Consider the following 16,198-nt stretch of genomic DNA (forward strand, 5'->3'; position numbering starts at 1 on the left):
ATGAGCAAATTACACAAGAATATTTATATTGCTATGCTCGTTGCCCAAGGGGTCATTATTGGTTTAATCGAAAATATGATTCCTTACCCTTTCGCATTTGCTCCTGGGGCAAAGCTCGGTCTAGCAAATCTAATTACTATTATTGCGATTTTCACCATGCGTAAGCGTGATAGTTTTTTCCTGGTCTGTTTACGTTTGATTTTAACGACATTACTGGGCGGTACACTTTCGACCTTTTTCTATAGTGCCAGTGGTGCCTTATTAAGTTATTTCGGCATGTTGCTTGTCAAGCAGCTGGGGCCAAAACGGGTCAGCATTATAGGGATTAGTGCCGTTGGTGGTTTCTTACACAACGTTGGTCAGTTGCTAACGACCTCTTTCTTTGCTCATTCGTGGGCGCCGATGCTGTACTTACCATTTCTATCTCTGTTTGGGTTACTTTCAGGGATTGCCATTGGGATTGCCGCTAATTATTTACTACAACATGTCCAGACGTTACGAAAATTCCAACTGAATTATGAACAAACAACGAAACATAAGTGGAGTCAATTTTTCTAATTGAAAACCTGTCCGCCACAATTAAAGGAGTCATCTTATGAATATACATCCTATGTGGAATACCTATCCTACGTTATCAAAAGAATTAACAACTACTCTTCGCTTGATGGAACAAGCGGTTCAAATCGATAATCAAGAGATTCAAGCTGCTGTCCATGACATGATTCATTCTGGCGGCAAATTGCTACGTCCAGCCTACCAACTGTTGTTCTCTTATTTTGGTGAACAGCGGGACCCTAAAAAGGCGACAGCGTTAGCGGCTTCCATTGAATTACTGCATACCGCCACGTTAGTTCACGACGATATTGTCGACGAAGCCGATACGCGTCGTGGCTTGCCAACACTGCGTTCGCGCTTTGGGAATAGCACAGCCGTGTATACAGGCGATTATCTTTTTGTTTGCTGTTTCAAGCTCTTATCTGATTATTCTTCTTCATTAAAAAGCATTCAATTAAATTCGCGCAGTATGGAAAAAGTCCTAACTGGTGAGCTTGGTCAAATGGACAATCGCTATAATTTCGAGGTAACGATTGACCAATATTTAAAAAACATTTCCGGGAAAACTGCGGAATTGTTTGCGCTAAGTTGTTTTGTCGGTGCCTATGAAAGTGGCACCTCCCAACGTTTTGCCAAACGTTGTGGTGAAATCGGCGAAAATATCGGACTGGCTTTTCAAATTATTGATGATATTTTGGACTATACGCAAACTGCCGATGCCATCGGCAAACCCGTCTTAGAAGACGTACGTCAAGGCGTGTATTCTTTGCCCTTGATTTATGCACTTGAAGCCAATCCTGAAGTTTTGTTGCCACTTTTAATGAAAAAAGAAGCCTTGACCGATGAAGAAACACAGGAAATTTATCGTCTTGTCCATGAACTAGGTGGCGTAGAAAAGGCTCAACAATTAGCCACTCATTACACAGAAAAAGCGCTGAAAGAAATCAGCAAACTTCCTGAAACAAAGGTCCAAGCGAAAGAACAATTGTATGAAATTACACAAACGATTTTGACAAGAGAGAATTAAAAAAACTTTTGGTTATTTAGTAAAAAGACAGCTCTTCTGAACGCAGAAGAGCTGTCTTTTTTTACGCTTTAACTAACGCTGTATCTTGAACATAACCACGGTATACTTCTGTTCCTTGCATGACATTCATTTCATAAAATTTCATGCCCCCCCACTCCATCTCATTTCCTGTATGGTAAATCATAAATCCTGCTGGTATATGAATAATGTCGGCGTTATCACTGAATAACAACGTTGTATCGTAAAGAACACGATAAAAACCAGTCGCCGCATAGGTTGAGATGGCTTCTGATGCCACTTCTGGTTGTTCTGTTGCAAAAGCTGAAGTTGTTGTAGCCAACGCTCCTGCCCCTAAAAATGCGGTTACCCCTAAACACATTGAAACTTTTTTGATAGCTTTCTTCATCTTAAAAAACTCCTCTACTTAGTATTTTTAAAGCATTTATATAATATATTTGAAAACAAATATGTTATAACTTATTTCTAGGTTTACTTAACCAATGACTTGAATAATTGGCACACCTTTTTCCATTGCTCGCATAAACTCTTCTGCATCATATAGGCGATCTTTTCCTAAAGGCTCACCATTTTTGTGTTTACGACCTCCAGATAATGGATCATAGGTTTCAAAATACAAACGATTATTAATATATTTGTAGCCTTTCACGATTATATTGTTCCGACCTGTTTCTGGAATAACTAGCTCTAATGGTGCACTCGGTTTAATATACCCAGGAATCTCTGGTAGGTCCTCTGGGTTCACCTGAATTGTTTCACCACGTTTTCCTTCAAAAGATGGCAGTTCGAGCCCCTCTTTAGAAATTTTATTGCCATCTTGATCCACGATTTGACCACGGTATTCTGTTTCAACAGCAATATATTGATAAACCACATGATACGTCGTTTCTGGAATCCCATTGTAAAAATTAACAGCTGTCACAGGTCCACCTGCAGTGCCTTTATTAGGAAATGTGTGGCTTTGGCCCGCAGCTACCTTGGCGCTCTGCTCAACTGTACCGTTTTTTCTTAGTAACTCAATCAATTGTGTGCCACTATCATCAATTTGCGTGCGACGAAGATCGTAATTTCCATAATTATACAAGTGTGACCAACCATTATAATATTTAGATAAGTAACCATTTGCGTTGGTCGGTAATGGGTCAGTTAACGCATAGGTCACGCCATCTTTAACAATCGTTTCCGGCGCACCAGTTGTATAAGCATCTCCTTTGAAACCAGATTGTTTAACACTCTCTAATAGCTGATTTTCAGGTTCTTCTTTTGTTGTACCAGCGATAATATAATGTGTTTCTTGTTCTAATTGATCAATAATTGGGACGATTACTTTATTCACTGTTTTCGTATCATTTTGTAAAAGCGTTCGTTTTAAATTCCAAATTGCCGCTCTAGTGTTGTAACGTTCCAAAATAATATTGTCATATTTCCCTCCAGGGTAGACATAACGATGTCCTGGAAACTCTTTTGAATTCACCGTACTCCCCTCTGTTAGTGTGTATTTTTGTCGAGTGGAATTGTTGGGACTAAGTTCATAAATATAGAGTGTTCGCGGTTTGGTACGGTCAACAGTAATCGCAATTTGTATGTTGTTATTGTTGACAAAGCCATCAATTAACAACTCGTTTTGATTCGCTGGCCTAAATGTCGTAGAACCTTTGTATAAGTTTTCAGATGGTTTCACAGAAAACTGTGTTTTATAATTTTCAGATTCTGGTACACCAGCTACCTTCAGACTGGCGCTAAGTTGCTGACTGACTTCGCTCGGTTGCTCTTCAGACGTTGCATAACTCACGATGGGTAGACACACTTGAATTCCTAACGTGCTAATGATAAGAGCCTTAGTAATTTTCTTCATACAAATTCCTTCCTTTAAATAAAAATTAATCAAGAATATATAAAATTGTTCCCCTGTATATCATTTAGCATACACGAAATAAATTTAAAATTTTATTTTATTTATTCCTAAAAAAAGAAATAATAAAATAATGTAAATTATTAAATGAAATAAAAGCCAATGTTTGAACCAGTTATTGATTGTCGTCCAAAAATAAAATTGTTACTTTTATAAGCATAAATTAACACTTTTTTTGTAGCTACTGTTGAAAAATTCAAATAAAATCACGCTGATTCAAGTCTATTCAATAGTGTGTACACACTTTGTATAAAAAGTTCCCTTTTGTTGGTTGATTTAAGTTGAGACAGAAGTCTTTAATTAATTATCACAAAAGCAGTATCTGCTGCAGCATTCAACATAGCTTTCGTTTCTACACTGTTTTTTTATCTAGATACTATTCGAATTTTTCCGTTCCAACTTGCTATAATAAACACGAAGAGAGCGTACTAGACATACGCTCTCGGGTAGACCATTTACGACGGTGGCTTTAAATTATTGGTTTTCCGTTAATAGTTCTGAAAAGTACCTTGCATATTCCTGTGTATCTATTCTGTCAAGTTCTTCTTCATCAAAAGATACCTTGTCATAATACTTAAATTCTATAATATTCAGAACAGTGTATAATATATAAATACTTAATGAGATTCCTCCAAAAACAACCATATTTTCTATATTTATATGTGCAAATGCCATTTTTAACTCTCCCTACTTTCCCCGCTCTGTCTTATCTCAATTTATTTACTATTCGACTTTTCCGTTTCAACTTGCTATAATAAACACGAAGAGAGCGTACTAGACATACGCTCTCGGGTAGACCGTTTAAGACGGTAGCTTGATTTTGATACGGAAATAAACCCGTCAATCCCAGCTAAAGGTTATGACGGGTTTATTTTTTGTTGTTTTTATTACTGATTTTGACAATTAACGTTGCGAAAGCAATCGCAAACATCAATGCTTCAAAGACAGTCACTGCTATTCCTTTCTAGGGAAAAAGCGAACAAGCAAAAACATTGGCAGTCCCCCTTTTTTGAGAAATTGCCACCGTCATAAACTTCCTACTTGTGTAGTATAACACATTTGCACTTTGTTAGAAGGCGCTCTCTTTAAAAAAGTAGGAGCCCCAGAGAGGTTTATAAAAAAGTGTCCAATTATCTATTGATAGATCTTTGGGCACTTTTTTCTTATTAAACAAAGGTTTTATTCTGGCGCATCTTCCAGAGACCACCGCAACACTCCACTATACCTTCCGATTGGATCAGATGGAAAAATCGTCAACTGAAGTTGTTTGGTCAAATTAGCGGTAGCGTTGCCGCTTCCTTGCAAAATAGGTTGGCTATCTGCATTAATTAGAACACGCTGATTCTTCTCACCATAACTTATTCTTTTGTCGAGTAACTCACCGTTTTCGTTCTTTAACGGTTGTTCTTCTTTTACTTTAATTGTCCACCGACTTTTATCAAGTTTGCTTGTATCTTCAATGCGGATTTCTTTATTTGTAATAGAAGAAATCATTGTCTCTGTTGCGGGAATTTCATTCACACCAAAATTGATCGTATCAGGTAAAATGAGCTTGGGCCCAGCTTCTTTTTGAAGAGTCCGACTGTCTTTTTCTGACTCTTGATTGTTCTCATCTTTTATATAAAAGAAAACCTCTCGATTCAACCAATGTTCAGGAAAAGTATACGTAACTTTATCAACAACCGATTCTGGCGCATCTACATATTTTTTTAATTCTTTTTCTTCCGTGCCACACTTCGCTATTAAAGTTATATTGGTTGATGGATCATGGGAAAATGAAAAAGTAACTTCTCGCTGATTTGTAAAACGTGAGACCAATAGCGGATTTTCTTCATCCATCAATTTGAATTGTAATAACTTCTTTTCACGATAACGATGAATAATTGTTTGCTCCTCTGGAAGAAACATTCCTTGATCTTGTTGGGTCTTAATTGGTTCATAGCCAGCTATTTCGGGATACTGATTAGATAAGTCAAAAGGCGTGGTTAAAATCCCTTCTTTTGTGACTGGTTCATGAATAGCATTATCTTGTTCATTTAAAAACACAGTCGTTGCTTTCCCCACATAATTCACACTGGATGTAGCAGTCGTTTCCTCTAAATTTTCTCCATCTAAAAGAGTTCTTGCACTAAACGGCAAGTCTAATTTTCCATTTGAAATGAGCGCCGTATCGACTGGATTTTGAGTTCCTTGCCATTTCAAGTAAACTTTATATTGTAATACGGTATCGTAGAAACGACTATCTGACAGATTTTTTGTCATAATTTGGACATTTTCACCATCTGTTTGGCTAGTAAATAAATCCGTTAAATCTTCTCCTTTAAAGTCTGTAACTAAGACTTTGTCAAATTGATATTGCTTTGTTTGATTTACTTGGTTCAGGTTAACGTTTATAGCCATTTGACTAGGTTTTGTCCACTGATCAATATTTGGAATGGTCTGTTGCACATTTAAACAAACAGCCGTCTCTGCATTTTCAAAATAAGTATCCATTGCGTAGGCTGTTGGAAATTCTGGTTTTGCCAAAAAATCCGTAAAGTAAACAATGGATGACGGCGTTGTGTCATTGTTGTGGACTACAAACGTAACAGTAGAAATACTTTTGGTCGTCATTTCAAAACGCTGGCGAGGGTCCCGCCAAGGTACCCCTGCAGTAACGTTTTTTAGATATAACCAATAATCATCGTCTCCGCCATCCCACGTATCGTAAAGAATATGTGTAGGATTTTCCGCATATAAGGCATCAATTATCGTTCCAGGGTTTTTATAGCCAACATATTTGTTTGAATTTAACCCATAGTAATTAAACGCTGTTTTTATCGTTAAGGGCTGACCATAATTATCAACAAAATCATAGGTAACCAGCATTTCGCCTTTAATCGTAATTCCTAAAAAATAGCTTTCAGTAAAACTAATTGATCCTCCATCCAAATTACTTTTATTCCGTTGTAATGTAACTAATAAATTAACTGCTTTTCCTTCATAGAACCCCACATTTTTTACTAATGCTTTACTTTTATTTGTCGTTCGACTAACTGCCATGTAGTTTGAATACACTTCGCCTTCAATTGGTTCGACGGATGTATTTTCGCCGTAATGCATAATAAATGTGTTTGCCGCTGGTGTAATCGATTGATTTGCCCAATGGAAATAGCCCAGTTCTGTTAATGGTCTAGGAGCAGCCTCTACTTTTTCAACTCCTAAAAAGATCCCTTCAACTATCCACAATAAAATCAATAAATAGTTATGTTTTTTCAATTGAGATTACAACCTCCTTACTTTTACTTGTAAAAAATAAAATAAATATTAAATAACAATTGATATTATTTGAAGATCCAAAGACAATTGTAATAGAATTTCTATGCTGTATCTACTCTAAAATATTTCTTAAAAATACCTAAAAAACGAAAGCTTATTTAACAATCGACTTTCCCGTTTCAACTTAGCATAATAAACACGATAAACATGAAGAGATCAGGACAGAACCAATTAGTTCCGAAGGCGTTGGTTCTGTTCCTGGCGTTTATTAGCTTGCGAACATTTAAGACGTCATCTTTAATTATAATCAACCTTCGGTAAAAGTTATGACAGGTTTATTTTTTATTACTGATTTTAGCAATAGACTAAACAGACCGACCATCTTTTTTGATGGTCGGTCTGTTTAGTCTATTGGTCTGCTCTTACTCCTTCTCCGACAATGCTCGCCAGACATCAAATGTTTGTTTTAAGCCTTGGACATTATGAACACGTAAAATTTCTACGCCTTGTTGTGCTGCATACAAGGAAGCAGCGGCTGAACCAAAATCACGGTTGGCTGGTTCTGGTTCGTTCGTTAAAGCGCCGATGGTTCGTTTGCGAGAAACGCCGTACAGTAACGGATAATCTTGGTAGCGAAAGGCGTTAGGATCTTTTAACAGTTGAAGGTTTTCTGCGACAGTTTTATGAAAGCCAATCCCTGGATCGAAACAAATTTTTTCTAAGGAAAGCCCGTATTTTTGGCATTGTTCAATTTTTTCTGTATAAAATTGGTGCAACTCTTCTTTTAAAGAAAGAGATTGGCGTTTTCTAGAATGCATAATCACAACTTGGATTTCAGGATATTGTGCGAGGACTTCTGCCATCCCCGGAGTGTCTAATCCTTTGATGTCATTAATCATTGTGGCGCCAGCTTGGATCGCGGCTTCTGCTACTTCGGGATAGTAGGTGTCCACAGAAATCGGCGCTAGAGAAGTCTCACGTATTTTTTTAATTAACGGTAATACTCGGTCTGCCTCAACTTGTGGAGAAACTTCTTCGTAGCCAGGACGTGTGGATTGGCCGCCAATGTCTAAAATATCGGCCCCCGCTTCTAGTAGATGAAGCGCATGTTGATAGGCCACGTCGACCGTTGTGTAGCTACCGCCATCAGAAAAAGAGTCGGGGGTCGTGTTGACAATCCCCATAATTTGGTAATTCTTTTTTAAATCAATCATTGTCATATTGCTCCTTTATCTGCTGAATCATCTTTCGTAAAGCCTGCATCCTAGGACTTATCTTCATTCGTTCACTCATGGACAACTCCGCTAAGGTTTTGCCTCGGTCTGGTAAATAAATAATCGGATCAAAGCCATAACCGCCTGTACCGCGCGGTTCAACTAATTCACCAGTCAAAGCGGCTTCCGTTTGCAACAGTTTGTCGTCATCGAGTGCATAGACCAACGTGGCTGATAAGGTTAACTCGCGAGTCGACTGTTGCCCTTCAAATAAGTGCAACAGTTCGCGGTTCTGTTCTTCCGGATTAGCTGAATGGAAAAAGCGGCTTGTATAAATACCTAATAAATCAGGAAAAGCAGTTAACGTTAAGCCGCCATCATCACCTAACACTGGGCGTCCAATTAATTGTTGGAAAAAGCGTGCTTTTAGATAAGCATTTTCAGCATACGTAGTGCCAGTTTCTGCCGGTTGCTCTTGACTGGTTGTATACTTTCGATAAGAGACAAGTTGAATAGCTGGGTCCTTAAGTCCTGATTGCATTTCTTTTAACTTACCTTGGTTATTCGTGCCGACAATGATTTCCATTTTCTAACGTATCTCCATTAAAAATTGATTTTTCCACTCTTGTTCTTTAAATAGTCCGGTAAATTGAAATGTTTTGGTGCTACTTTGTGGTGTTTTCACGCCGCGCATCGTCATACACATATGTTCCGCTTCAATGGCTACTGCAATGCCTTTGACGGGAATATTTTCTTGGAGTTTGCGGGCAATTGTCACTGTTAAATCTTCTTGAACTGTGGGACGTTTGGCACAATGTTCTACTAATCTTGGTAACTTGCTTAGTCCCAATACTTTGCCACCTTCTGGCAGATAAGCGACATGTACTTTTCCATAAAATGGCAATAAATGGTGTTCACACATTGAATAAAAGGCAATATCTTTTACTAGAACCATTTCGCCTTCATTTAAGCTATCAAATAATTTATAATCGTCAAATTCAGGTTCGGTTAATCCACTAAAAACTTCTGCATACATTTTAGCTACGCGTTTGGGTGTATCAATGAGTCCTGCCCGTTGAGTATCTTCCCCCACTGCTTCTAAGATTGTGGTAACTGCCTGCTCAATTTGCGCTTGTTTTTCCTGCTCCATCTCTACCATTCCTTTTCGCTTACTCGCACTTCTTCTTGATTGCCACTGCGCTGAATCCACGTAGCTATTGGCGCGCCCAATAGTTGTTCCTCTGCGTAAACATCACTTAAGGGAATCAAAACAAATGACCGTTTTGTTAATTCTTGATGAGGAACTTGTAGGTGAGGCAACGTGACTGACTGTTCCCCTAATAATAAAATATCAATATCAATAATCCGCGGACCCCAGTGAATTAATTTTTTACGTTTCATTGCTTGCTCAATCCCTTGGGTAACAGCCAGTAATTCTTCAGCGGTATAGCTAGTATCAATTTTCAATACGGCGTTCAAAAAATCATCTTGGTCTGTATAGCCGTAAGGATCCGTTTCATAAAGTTTTGAAGAAGCCACGACCTGAATCTGCGGGTCTTCGTTTAAATAATTGCGGGCTTTCACTAAATTTGTGTACGGATCGCCGACGTTACTACCTAATGCTACATAGCCAATCATCTATACTTCTCGCTCCATTTCAATTTCAATATTGTCAAAAAGGCCGGGCATCGGCACACTATATTTTCTAATTTTAATGATAATTTTGTCCAATTGTTCTTGATAATCTGCGGAAATATCATCTAAAATAGCACTCGCTAAACCTTCAATTAAATCGTACGAGTGATTGTTTACTCGTTGGGCAATCAATTCATTCACTTCGGCATAATTGACAGTTTGGGTGACATCATCTGTTCGCCCTGCCTCGGCTAGCGACAACTGCATTTCAAGGTCGATTTCTACTTGCTGTCCTAGACGTTTTTCTTCTGCCAAAACACCATTTTTTGTGAAAAATTTCAAGTTGTTAATTCTAATTTTATCCATCTTCTAACTCCCTACCCTCTGTTTTGCTGATTTTTTTAATCATAGCATATTTCTTGGAAAAGTCAGTAGTTAAAAGATGGAAAAGTGGTTATTGGCATGATATAAAAAATTACTTTTTACCAATCAAATAGTACAACTTGTGTATTCAAAAAAGAGCGTTGCATCAGCAACGCTCTTTTTTGGGGTCTATTAGCCTTTTATCGCATTGTTACAAATTCTTCTGAGCCTGTTGGATGAATCGCAACAGTATTATCAAAATCTGCTTTGGTCGCGCCCATTTTAATAGCGACTGCAAAGCCTTGTAGCATTTCGTCAACACCGATGCCGATGCCATGCAAACCGACAATTTTTTCTTCTTTGCCGACACAGATTAATTTCATGTCGCATTTTTGACGGTATTCTCCTAAAGCGAAGTACATTGGTGTAAAGCTAGAGCGATAGATTTTCACTTGGTCTTCACCATATTCTTCAAGCGCTGCTTTTTCCGTCAAACCAATTGTCGCAACTGGTGGATGGGTAAAGACCACCGTTGGTACCAAGTTATAATCCAAATATAAATCGGTTTGTCCGTTAAATAAGCGTTCAGACAGGCGTCGACCAGCGGCAATCGCGACTGGCGTTAAGTCGATTTTCCCAATGACATCGCCGACTGCGTAGATGCCATTTTGCGTGGTATTTTGGAATTTATCTACTTTGACGTAGCCTTTTTCATCAAGGGCTACTTTCGTATTTTCTAAGCCTAATTGATCCGTGTTCGGCTGACGGCCTGTCCCGAAAATCACGGCATCTGTCGTAATTGATTCACCATTTTCAAATGTAATAACATACTCATTCTGCGCCGTTTTTTCAATTTTAGCTGGTGTTGCATTCGGATGAATTTGCATGCCCATTTCTTGATAGCGTTCTACGACTTTTTCAGAAAGCATGTCATCAAAGCTTCGTAATGGTCGTTCATGACGGAAGGCCCAATGTGTTTCTGCGCCTAAGCCATGTAAGGTTCCTGCTAATTCGGCTGCGATGTACCCTGCACCCACAAAGACCACACGTTTTGGCATTTCTTCTAATGCAAAGAAACCATTTGAATCTAAGGCATATTCTTCTCCTGGAATACCTAGTTTTTTCGGACGACCACCTGTCGCGATTAAAATGTGCGGCGCCGTATATTCTGTCCCATTGACTTCAATTGTTTGCTCCCCAGTAAACGTAGCGTAACCATGGATACGTTCAATGTTGTTACTGTCTAAACCACGATTATACGCACCATGTAAGAAGTCGATATATTTTTCACGATTTTCAACTAATTGTTTAAAGCTAAAATTTTTGATTTCAACATCAAACCCATAGCCTGCTGTGTCTCTTTCCATCATTTCCATCATGCTGCTGGCTTGCCACATGACTTTTTTAGGCACACAACCAACGTTGACACAGGTCCCACCAATTTCATTACCCTCAATTAAAAGGACGTTGGCTCCGTGCATTCCTGCGCGGTTAGCAGAAGCAATCCCGCCACTACCGCCACCAATAACAATATAATCATAGGTTTTCATTTATTCTGGCTCCCTTTCAATTTGAACTTTCTCCCTTATTATCGCAAAAAATAGCAAAAAAAGACAGTCGAATTACTTACTTTTGTTTAGTTTTCTGCTGCTTCTGTTTCATTGATTCGTTCCGTAAAAGAACTGGGGGAGGGGAAAGGAATTCAATCGTAGCATTGTCGAAGGGAATTCCTAGTTATGATTGATTTACTTGGTTCATTTAACTACTTCTTGCTAAAATCTTCTAGAAAAAAAAGTTTTTTAATGATACAATTTAATTATTGAAACCTAAAATTATACCACATTTTATCTATATGTCAATTCTTTTGGTTTTCTTTTCAAAAATGACTTTTTCTTTTGAAAAAATCACTCAAAAGCTTGATACCACTCAGTTTTTTTACTTTTGATTTACTTTTGAATTTATTACTAAGGAGGGGACGTATGAATCAATTTATAGAATTAAAAGACGAAATCTTTTCACATCCAAAAGAAAGTTGGCAATTAGAGTACAAAAAATCACAGACTTCTCTTTCCAAAGATATCTGGAGTACATACAGCGCATTTGCAAATACTAAGGGTGGTATAATTATTTTAGGTGTAGAAGAAATAACCGATGGCTATAGAGTTGTTGGCGTTGATAAGCCAGAAATGATCCTTAGGGATTTTTGGAATCTTATTCACGACAAGAAAAAAGTGAGCGCTAATTTATTGAGTAATGAAGATGTTATTACATTAAAAGTTGCTGGAAAATCAATTATACAAATTAAAGTCCCAAAAGCTTCATTTGAAAGAAGACCTATTTATCTAAATGGAAATAAAACGAATACCTACATAAGAACAGATGATGGTGATCGAAAAGCAGATGATAATCAATTTAAATACCTAATTGTCGATTCTCAGAACGATATAGATACTGAGCTACTAAATAATTATACTCTGGACGATTTAAACACAAAAACAATTCAAGAATATAGAGAATTACTTTATAAAAATACTCAGGAGCAAAAATACTTAGATTATTCAGATGAAGAGTTACTTATAAATTTGGGTGTCCTGAAAAAGGATAGAATGAACAGCGATAATGTATATAAATTAACAACTGGCGGACTATTATTTTTTGGAAAATATCATTCAATTACAGACAGGTTTAAAAAGTTTCAATTGGATTATTTTAAGAAAAAAAGTTCATTAGATAGCGATTGGTTAGATAGAGTTTCCACAGGTGATATGAACTATCCAGAGATGAATATTTTCTCTTTTTACACTATTGTCATTGAAAAATTCGCTCTCGCAATTCCTGATACTTTTAGACAATCACAAGATATGACTCGCGGTTCCTATAAATCAGATCTATTATTATCACTAAAAGAAGCTTTGGTAAATGTCTTAATGCATGCGTATTATGATTCAGATCATGTCATTAAGATTGCAGATTACGATGATTATATTGAGTTCTACAATCCAGGAGAAATGAAAGTGTCTAAAGAAGAATTTATTCATGGAAGTTATTCAGTCACTAGAAATCCGATTATTTCAACTTTGTTTAGGAGAGTAGGAATTGCCGAGAAGGCAGGGTCTGGAGGACCTAGAATAATAGATGCAGCGACTAAAAATAGTTTAAAAGCACCTGATATTGATACCTATTTCGATGCAACCACTATCAAAATCTGGAAAATTAATATGAAAGATAGCCTAAAAGGTTATACTGATATTGAACAATTAATTATTTTATACTTGATGGATCACGGACAAGCAAAAATTAAAGATATTCAAAAAAATAGTGGGTACTCTGACTATAAAATTAGAAAAACCGTTACCAGCTTAGTCCAACAAGGTACTTTGTTAAACAAAGGAAATGGGAAATCAACGATTTATATGCTTAACTCAACAGAAGAACTTGGTATAATTGCGAACAAGAGGATTTTAAAACGCATTGAAACTGAATTGACTCGAAAGTAAAGATGAGACTATAGCACAAAAAGGAAACCCTCATATGCCAGAGGATTTCCTTTCTTTTAGTACATGTTCCCAACCACTTTTACTCGTAAGCGTGTTGCATTTTCTGGATGATAGGCGAGTGGTGTTTCTTCCACCTCGACTAACTCGATTGTGCCAGGAACTGCACCCGCAAGTTCAGCTTGTTGGACGGCTTTTTCTTGGGCATCGGCCAACGCCGCGTCTCGTTGGATTTTTGAATAGACATAAATTTGTTCGTATTGTCCGCTAATCTGAGCGATAGAGGCACCGATGGCATTCGCCACTGCCCCGTTTTCGTTGCGAATTAGCGCTTTAACACCTGTCAATTCTTCGGGGATGATAATACTTCCACCACCAACTAAAACGACCGTCACGTCTGCAGAACTGGTTTTCATGCGATCAATCGCTTCACTGACCAATTCGCCAATTTTTTGGTACACTTTTTCCGCAAACGTTTGGTCTAAATGAGCTACTTTGCTAGGATCACCGACTTGGGCATGGCCTAAGCGAACCGCAATATCAGTGGTCGTTAATTGTGTGCCGCCAAAAACAAGGGCCTCTTGTGTAATACGGTAGCCGACACTGTCGGGGCCAACTGTCACAGAACCATCTGGTTGTTCACGCACTAGACTGCCGCCGCCGACACCGATTGACACGATATCTGGCATTCTAAAATTGGTCCGTACTCCGCCAACATCAACGGCCAGTGAAGATTCTCTTGGAAAGCCATCCACTAACACGCCAATGTCTGACGTTGTGCCACCAACATCTAAAACAACCGCATCTTTCAAACCAGCTAAGTAAGAAGCGCCACGAATACTATTTGTTGGTCCACAAGCAATGGTTAAAATAGGAAACTGTTTGGCATACGTTAACGACATTAACGTACCATCATTTTGACATAAGTACACTTGGGCGTGATGAATTTTTTCTTGTTCTAAGGCTTGTTCAAAGCCTTCGCTGGTCACTTTAATTACTTTGTGCAACGCAGCATTCAAAATTGTTGCATTTTCCCGTTCAATTAAACCGACAGACCCAATCATTGAGGAGCAAGATACAGGAACATCTGCCCCTAACACTTCCTTCGCAAGCGCTTGAACAAACAATTCTTGGTCACTTTTTAAAGAAGAAAAAACGCCAATTACTGCGATTGCCTCTACTTCTCCTCGCCAAGAGGCCAAAATCCCACGTAATTCTTCTTCGTCCAGTGCAGTCAATTGTTGTCCATCATATTCGTAGCCACCATGTGCTAAAGCATACGTTTCTGAAAGAGTAGCCACTAAGTCCTTGGGCCAAGCTGTGTAAGGCAAGACCGAAGCGGTTGCTGGATAGCCCAAACGAAGGACCCCAACTTTTGCTAATTTTTTTCGTTCAACAATGGCATTCGTACATTGGGTCGTGCCCAACATTGCATGTGTGACTTTGGTTGGGTCCACTGCTGATTCTGCCAAGACTTTATTTAAGGCACCGGCAATCCCTGTTTGAATATCATCGGTTGTTGGAACTTTCACTGAATGAATCAAGTTTAATTGATGATCTAAAATAACAGCATCTGTATTTGTGCCGCCGACATCGATACCGATTTTATACATTTATTTGTCCTCCTTCGCTACTAAGTTTTCTAGTGGTTGATAATCCATTTCGTAGCCGAAATACCGAGGACCCACTGTTTCGATACCTTTTTTCGTTCGCCAAGCGGCATTCGCTTTCAAGCCCATTACTTGGACACGTTTGCCGTATTTCAAGCTTTCTGTTGTCACAGGCGTTAAAGTTTCCAAATCTACCATACAAATCAAATCAGGCGTCATCGCAATCACCTGGCCATCTTTCTCGGCAATTAAATTTTCATTTTGAAAATGGACAACTGCTTCTGAACCAGCATCACTGTTTAAGCCACTCAATTTGACACGTCCCAAATTGAAGCCACCTTTTACTTCTCGTTCTACATCTAGAATTTTTCCTTGGAACAATTCAAAGCCATCCGTAACTTCTACTAATGCTTGGCGTTTTTCTTGTTCATCTGCATAGGTACCTCGAATCACTTTGCCAATTTCTTCTGATAATGTCACGATGTTGTGAATACCATAGTCTTGTAATTGTTTGCCTGTCGCGGGATAAATGCTCACTAAAGCACTGGCGCCCATTTCAACCGTTTGAACACGAGCAAGACGTTCTGTCCAAGTATTATCAATCGTTTCCATAATGCCAATATTTCCTTTTTCATCGGTAATTGCCATAGGGGTCGCTGACATCCCATTCAAATGGAACGTTACCATAGGCAATTCTGGAAAGGCCCGACCCATACCATCACAATCCACCAAGGGAATGCCTAGCTTCGCTGCAACAACAATTGGAATCATTGAATTGACGCCCCCTGCTTCCATTGGAAAGGTCCCCGCAATCGTGTCTTGGTCTAAATATTTTCCTAACTTCTCAAAGACACGGACAAATTCGTCGCCTTTGGGAAATTTTTCAATTGCGACAGATGGGGCACCCATCATTGCGGCGGGTAGGAAAAAATCCTCCGCGGCAATTTCTTCTGGAGAAACCAGTTTGACAGGTCCGTTTTCTTCGATGGCGGACAAAGCCATCATTTTACCAATGTAGGGATCACCGCCACCTCCTGTCCCTAAAAAAGCTGCTCCTGTGGCTATATTCTCAATTGCTTCTGCATCTAAATAACGCATTCTCCGACACTCCT

Annotated in this window: 15 protein-coding genes; 3 read left to right on the forward strand and 12 right to left on the reverse strand. The window is 38.5% G+C overall.

The features are described 5' to 3' along the window. Together IGJ52_RS13105 and IGJ52_RS13110 are read left to right on the forward strand one after the other, a co-directional pair. Nucleotides 1-558, forward strand: coding sequence for a Gx transporter family protein (locus IGJ52_RS13105; protein WP_002354743.1), 558 nt, complete (start codon nt 1-3; stop codon nt 556-558). A 37-nt stretch (nt 559-595) separates the two neighbouring features. Next, a complete protein-coding gene (locus IGJ52_RS13110) occupies nt 596-1,582 on the forward strand; it encodes a polyprenyl synthetase family protein (RefSeq protein WP_438792167.1) in 987 nt (328 codons plus the stop codon). 61 nt (nt 1,583-1,643) lie between these two features. On the opposite strand, the gene IGJ52_RS13115 is transcribed toward IGJ52_RS13110, so the two are convergent. The 10 genes from IGJ52_RS13115 to gor form a co-directional block, all read right to left on the reverse strand. Then, nucleotides 1,644-1,988 carry a hypothetical protein gene (locus IGJ52_RS13115; protein ID WP_002383155.1) on the reverse strand — a complete coding sequence of 115 codons (345 nt, stop codon included), beginning with the start codon at nt 1,986-1,988 and terminating at the stop codon, nt 1,644-1,646. An 87-nt stretch (nt 1,989-2,075) separates the two neighbouring features. Further along, nucleotides 2,076-3,455 (reverse strand): hypothetical protein, encoded by a 1,380-nt coding sequence (locus IGJ52_RS13120; protein WP_438792168.1) that lies wholly within the window; start codon nt 3,453-3,455, stop codon nt 2,076-2,078. A 531-nt stretch (nt 3,456-3,986) separates the two neighbouring features. Continuing rightward, nucleotides 3,987-4,187 carry a hypothetical protein gene (locus IGJ52_RS13125; RefSeq protein ID WP_002383152.1) on the reverse strand — a complete coding sequence of 67 codons (201 nt, stop codon included), beginning with the start codon at nt 4,185-4,187 and terminating at the stop codon, nt 3,987-3,989. Between the two features lie 504 nt (nt 4,188-4,691). Next, nucleotides 4,692-6,740 (reverse strand): hypothetical protein, encoded by a 2,049-nt coding sequence (locus IGJ52_RS13130; RefSeq protein ID WP_438792191.1) that lies wholly within the window; start codon nt 6,738-6,740, stop codon nt 4,692-4,694. A 452-nt stretch (nt 6,741-7,192) separates the two neighbouring features. Next, nucleotides 7,193-7,984 carry a dihydropteroate synthase gene (folP, locus tag IGJ52_RS13135; RefSeq protein WP_002386219.1) on the reverse strand — a complete coding sequence of 264 codons (792 nt, stop codon included), beginning with the start codon at nt 7,982-7,984 and terminating at the stop codon, nt 7,193-7,195. Then, a complete protein-coding gene (locus IGJ52_RS13140) occupies nt 7,977-8,570 on the reverse strand; it encodes a non-canonical purine NTP pyrophosphatase (protein ID WP_010816868.1) in 594 nt (197 codons plus the stop codon). The genes folP and IGJ52_RS13140 overlap by 8 nt, the downstream gene beginning before the upstream one ends. A 3-nt stretch (nt 8,571-8,573) precedes the next feature. Next, nucleotides 8,574-9,143: a GTP cyclohydrolase I FolE gene (gene folE, locus IGJ52_RS13145; protein ID WP_002383148.1), complete on the reverse strand. Its 570-nt coding sequence runs from the start codon at nt 9,141-9,143 to the stop codon at nt 8,574-8,576. Continuing rightward, complete coding sequence (folK, locus tag IGJ52_RS13150) at nt 9,137-9,622, reverse strand: 2-amino-4-hydroxy-6-hydroxymethyldihydropteridine diphosphokinase (protein WP_002367511.1); 486 nt, start codon at nt 9,620-9,622, stop codon at nt 9,137-9,139. Before folK ends, folE begins: the two co-directional genes overlap by 7 nt. Beyond that, complete coding sequence (folB, locus tag IGJ52_RS13155; protein WP_002372599.1) at nt 9,623-9,985, reverse strand: dihydroneopterin aldolase; 363 nt, start codon at nt 9,983-9,985, stop codon at nt 9,623-9,625. It lies immediately after the preceding gene. Between the two features lie 197 nt (nt 9,986-10,182). Then, the gene (gene gor, locus IGJ52_RS13160) at nt 10,183-11,532 is read right to left on the reverse strand and encodes a glutathione-disulfide reductase (RefSeq protein WP_002354732.1); all 1,350 of its coding nucleotides are present in this window, start codon (nt 11,530-11,532) and stop codon (nt 10,183-10,185) included. A gap of 429 nt (nt 11,533-11,961) precedes the next feature. Here gor and IGJ52_RS13165 point away from each other — a divergent pair, with 429 nt between their 5' ends. Further along, nucleotides 11,962-13,479 (forward strand): RNA-binding domain-containing protein, encoded by a 1,518-nt coding sequence (locus tag IGJ52_RS13165; protein ID WP_438792169.1) that lies wholly within the window; start codon nt 11,962-11,964, stop codon nt 13,477-13,479. A 56-nt stretch (nt 13,480-13,535) separates the two neighbouring features. Here the strand turns inward: IGJ52_RS13165 and IGJ52_RS13170 are convergent, their stop codons facing one another. Next, nucleotides 13,536-15,089, reverse strand: coding sequence for a hydantoinase/oxoprolinase N-terminal domain-containing protein (locus IGJ52_RS13170; RefSeq protein WP_002419669.1), 1,554 nt, complete (start codon nt 15,087-15,089; stop codon nt 13,536-13,538). Beyond that, nucleotides 15,090-16,184 carry a DUF917 domain-containing protein gene (locus IGJ52_RS13175; protein WP_002419670.1) on the reverse strand — a complete coding sequence of 365 codons (1,095 nt, stop codon included), beginning with the start codon at nt 16,182-16,184 and terminating at the stop codon, nt 15,090-15,092. Between the last annotated feature and the right edge of the window lie 14 nt (nt 16,185-16,198).

Source organism: Enterococcus sp. DIV1758 (assembly GCF_051711985.1).
GTDB lineage: Bacteria > Bacillota > Bacilli > Lactobacillales > Enterococcaceae > Enterococcus > Enterococcus faecalis.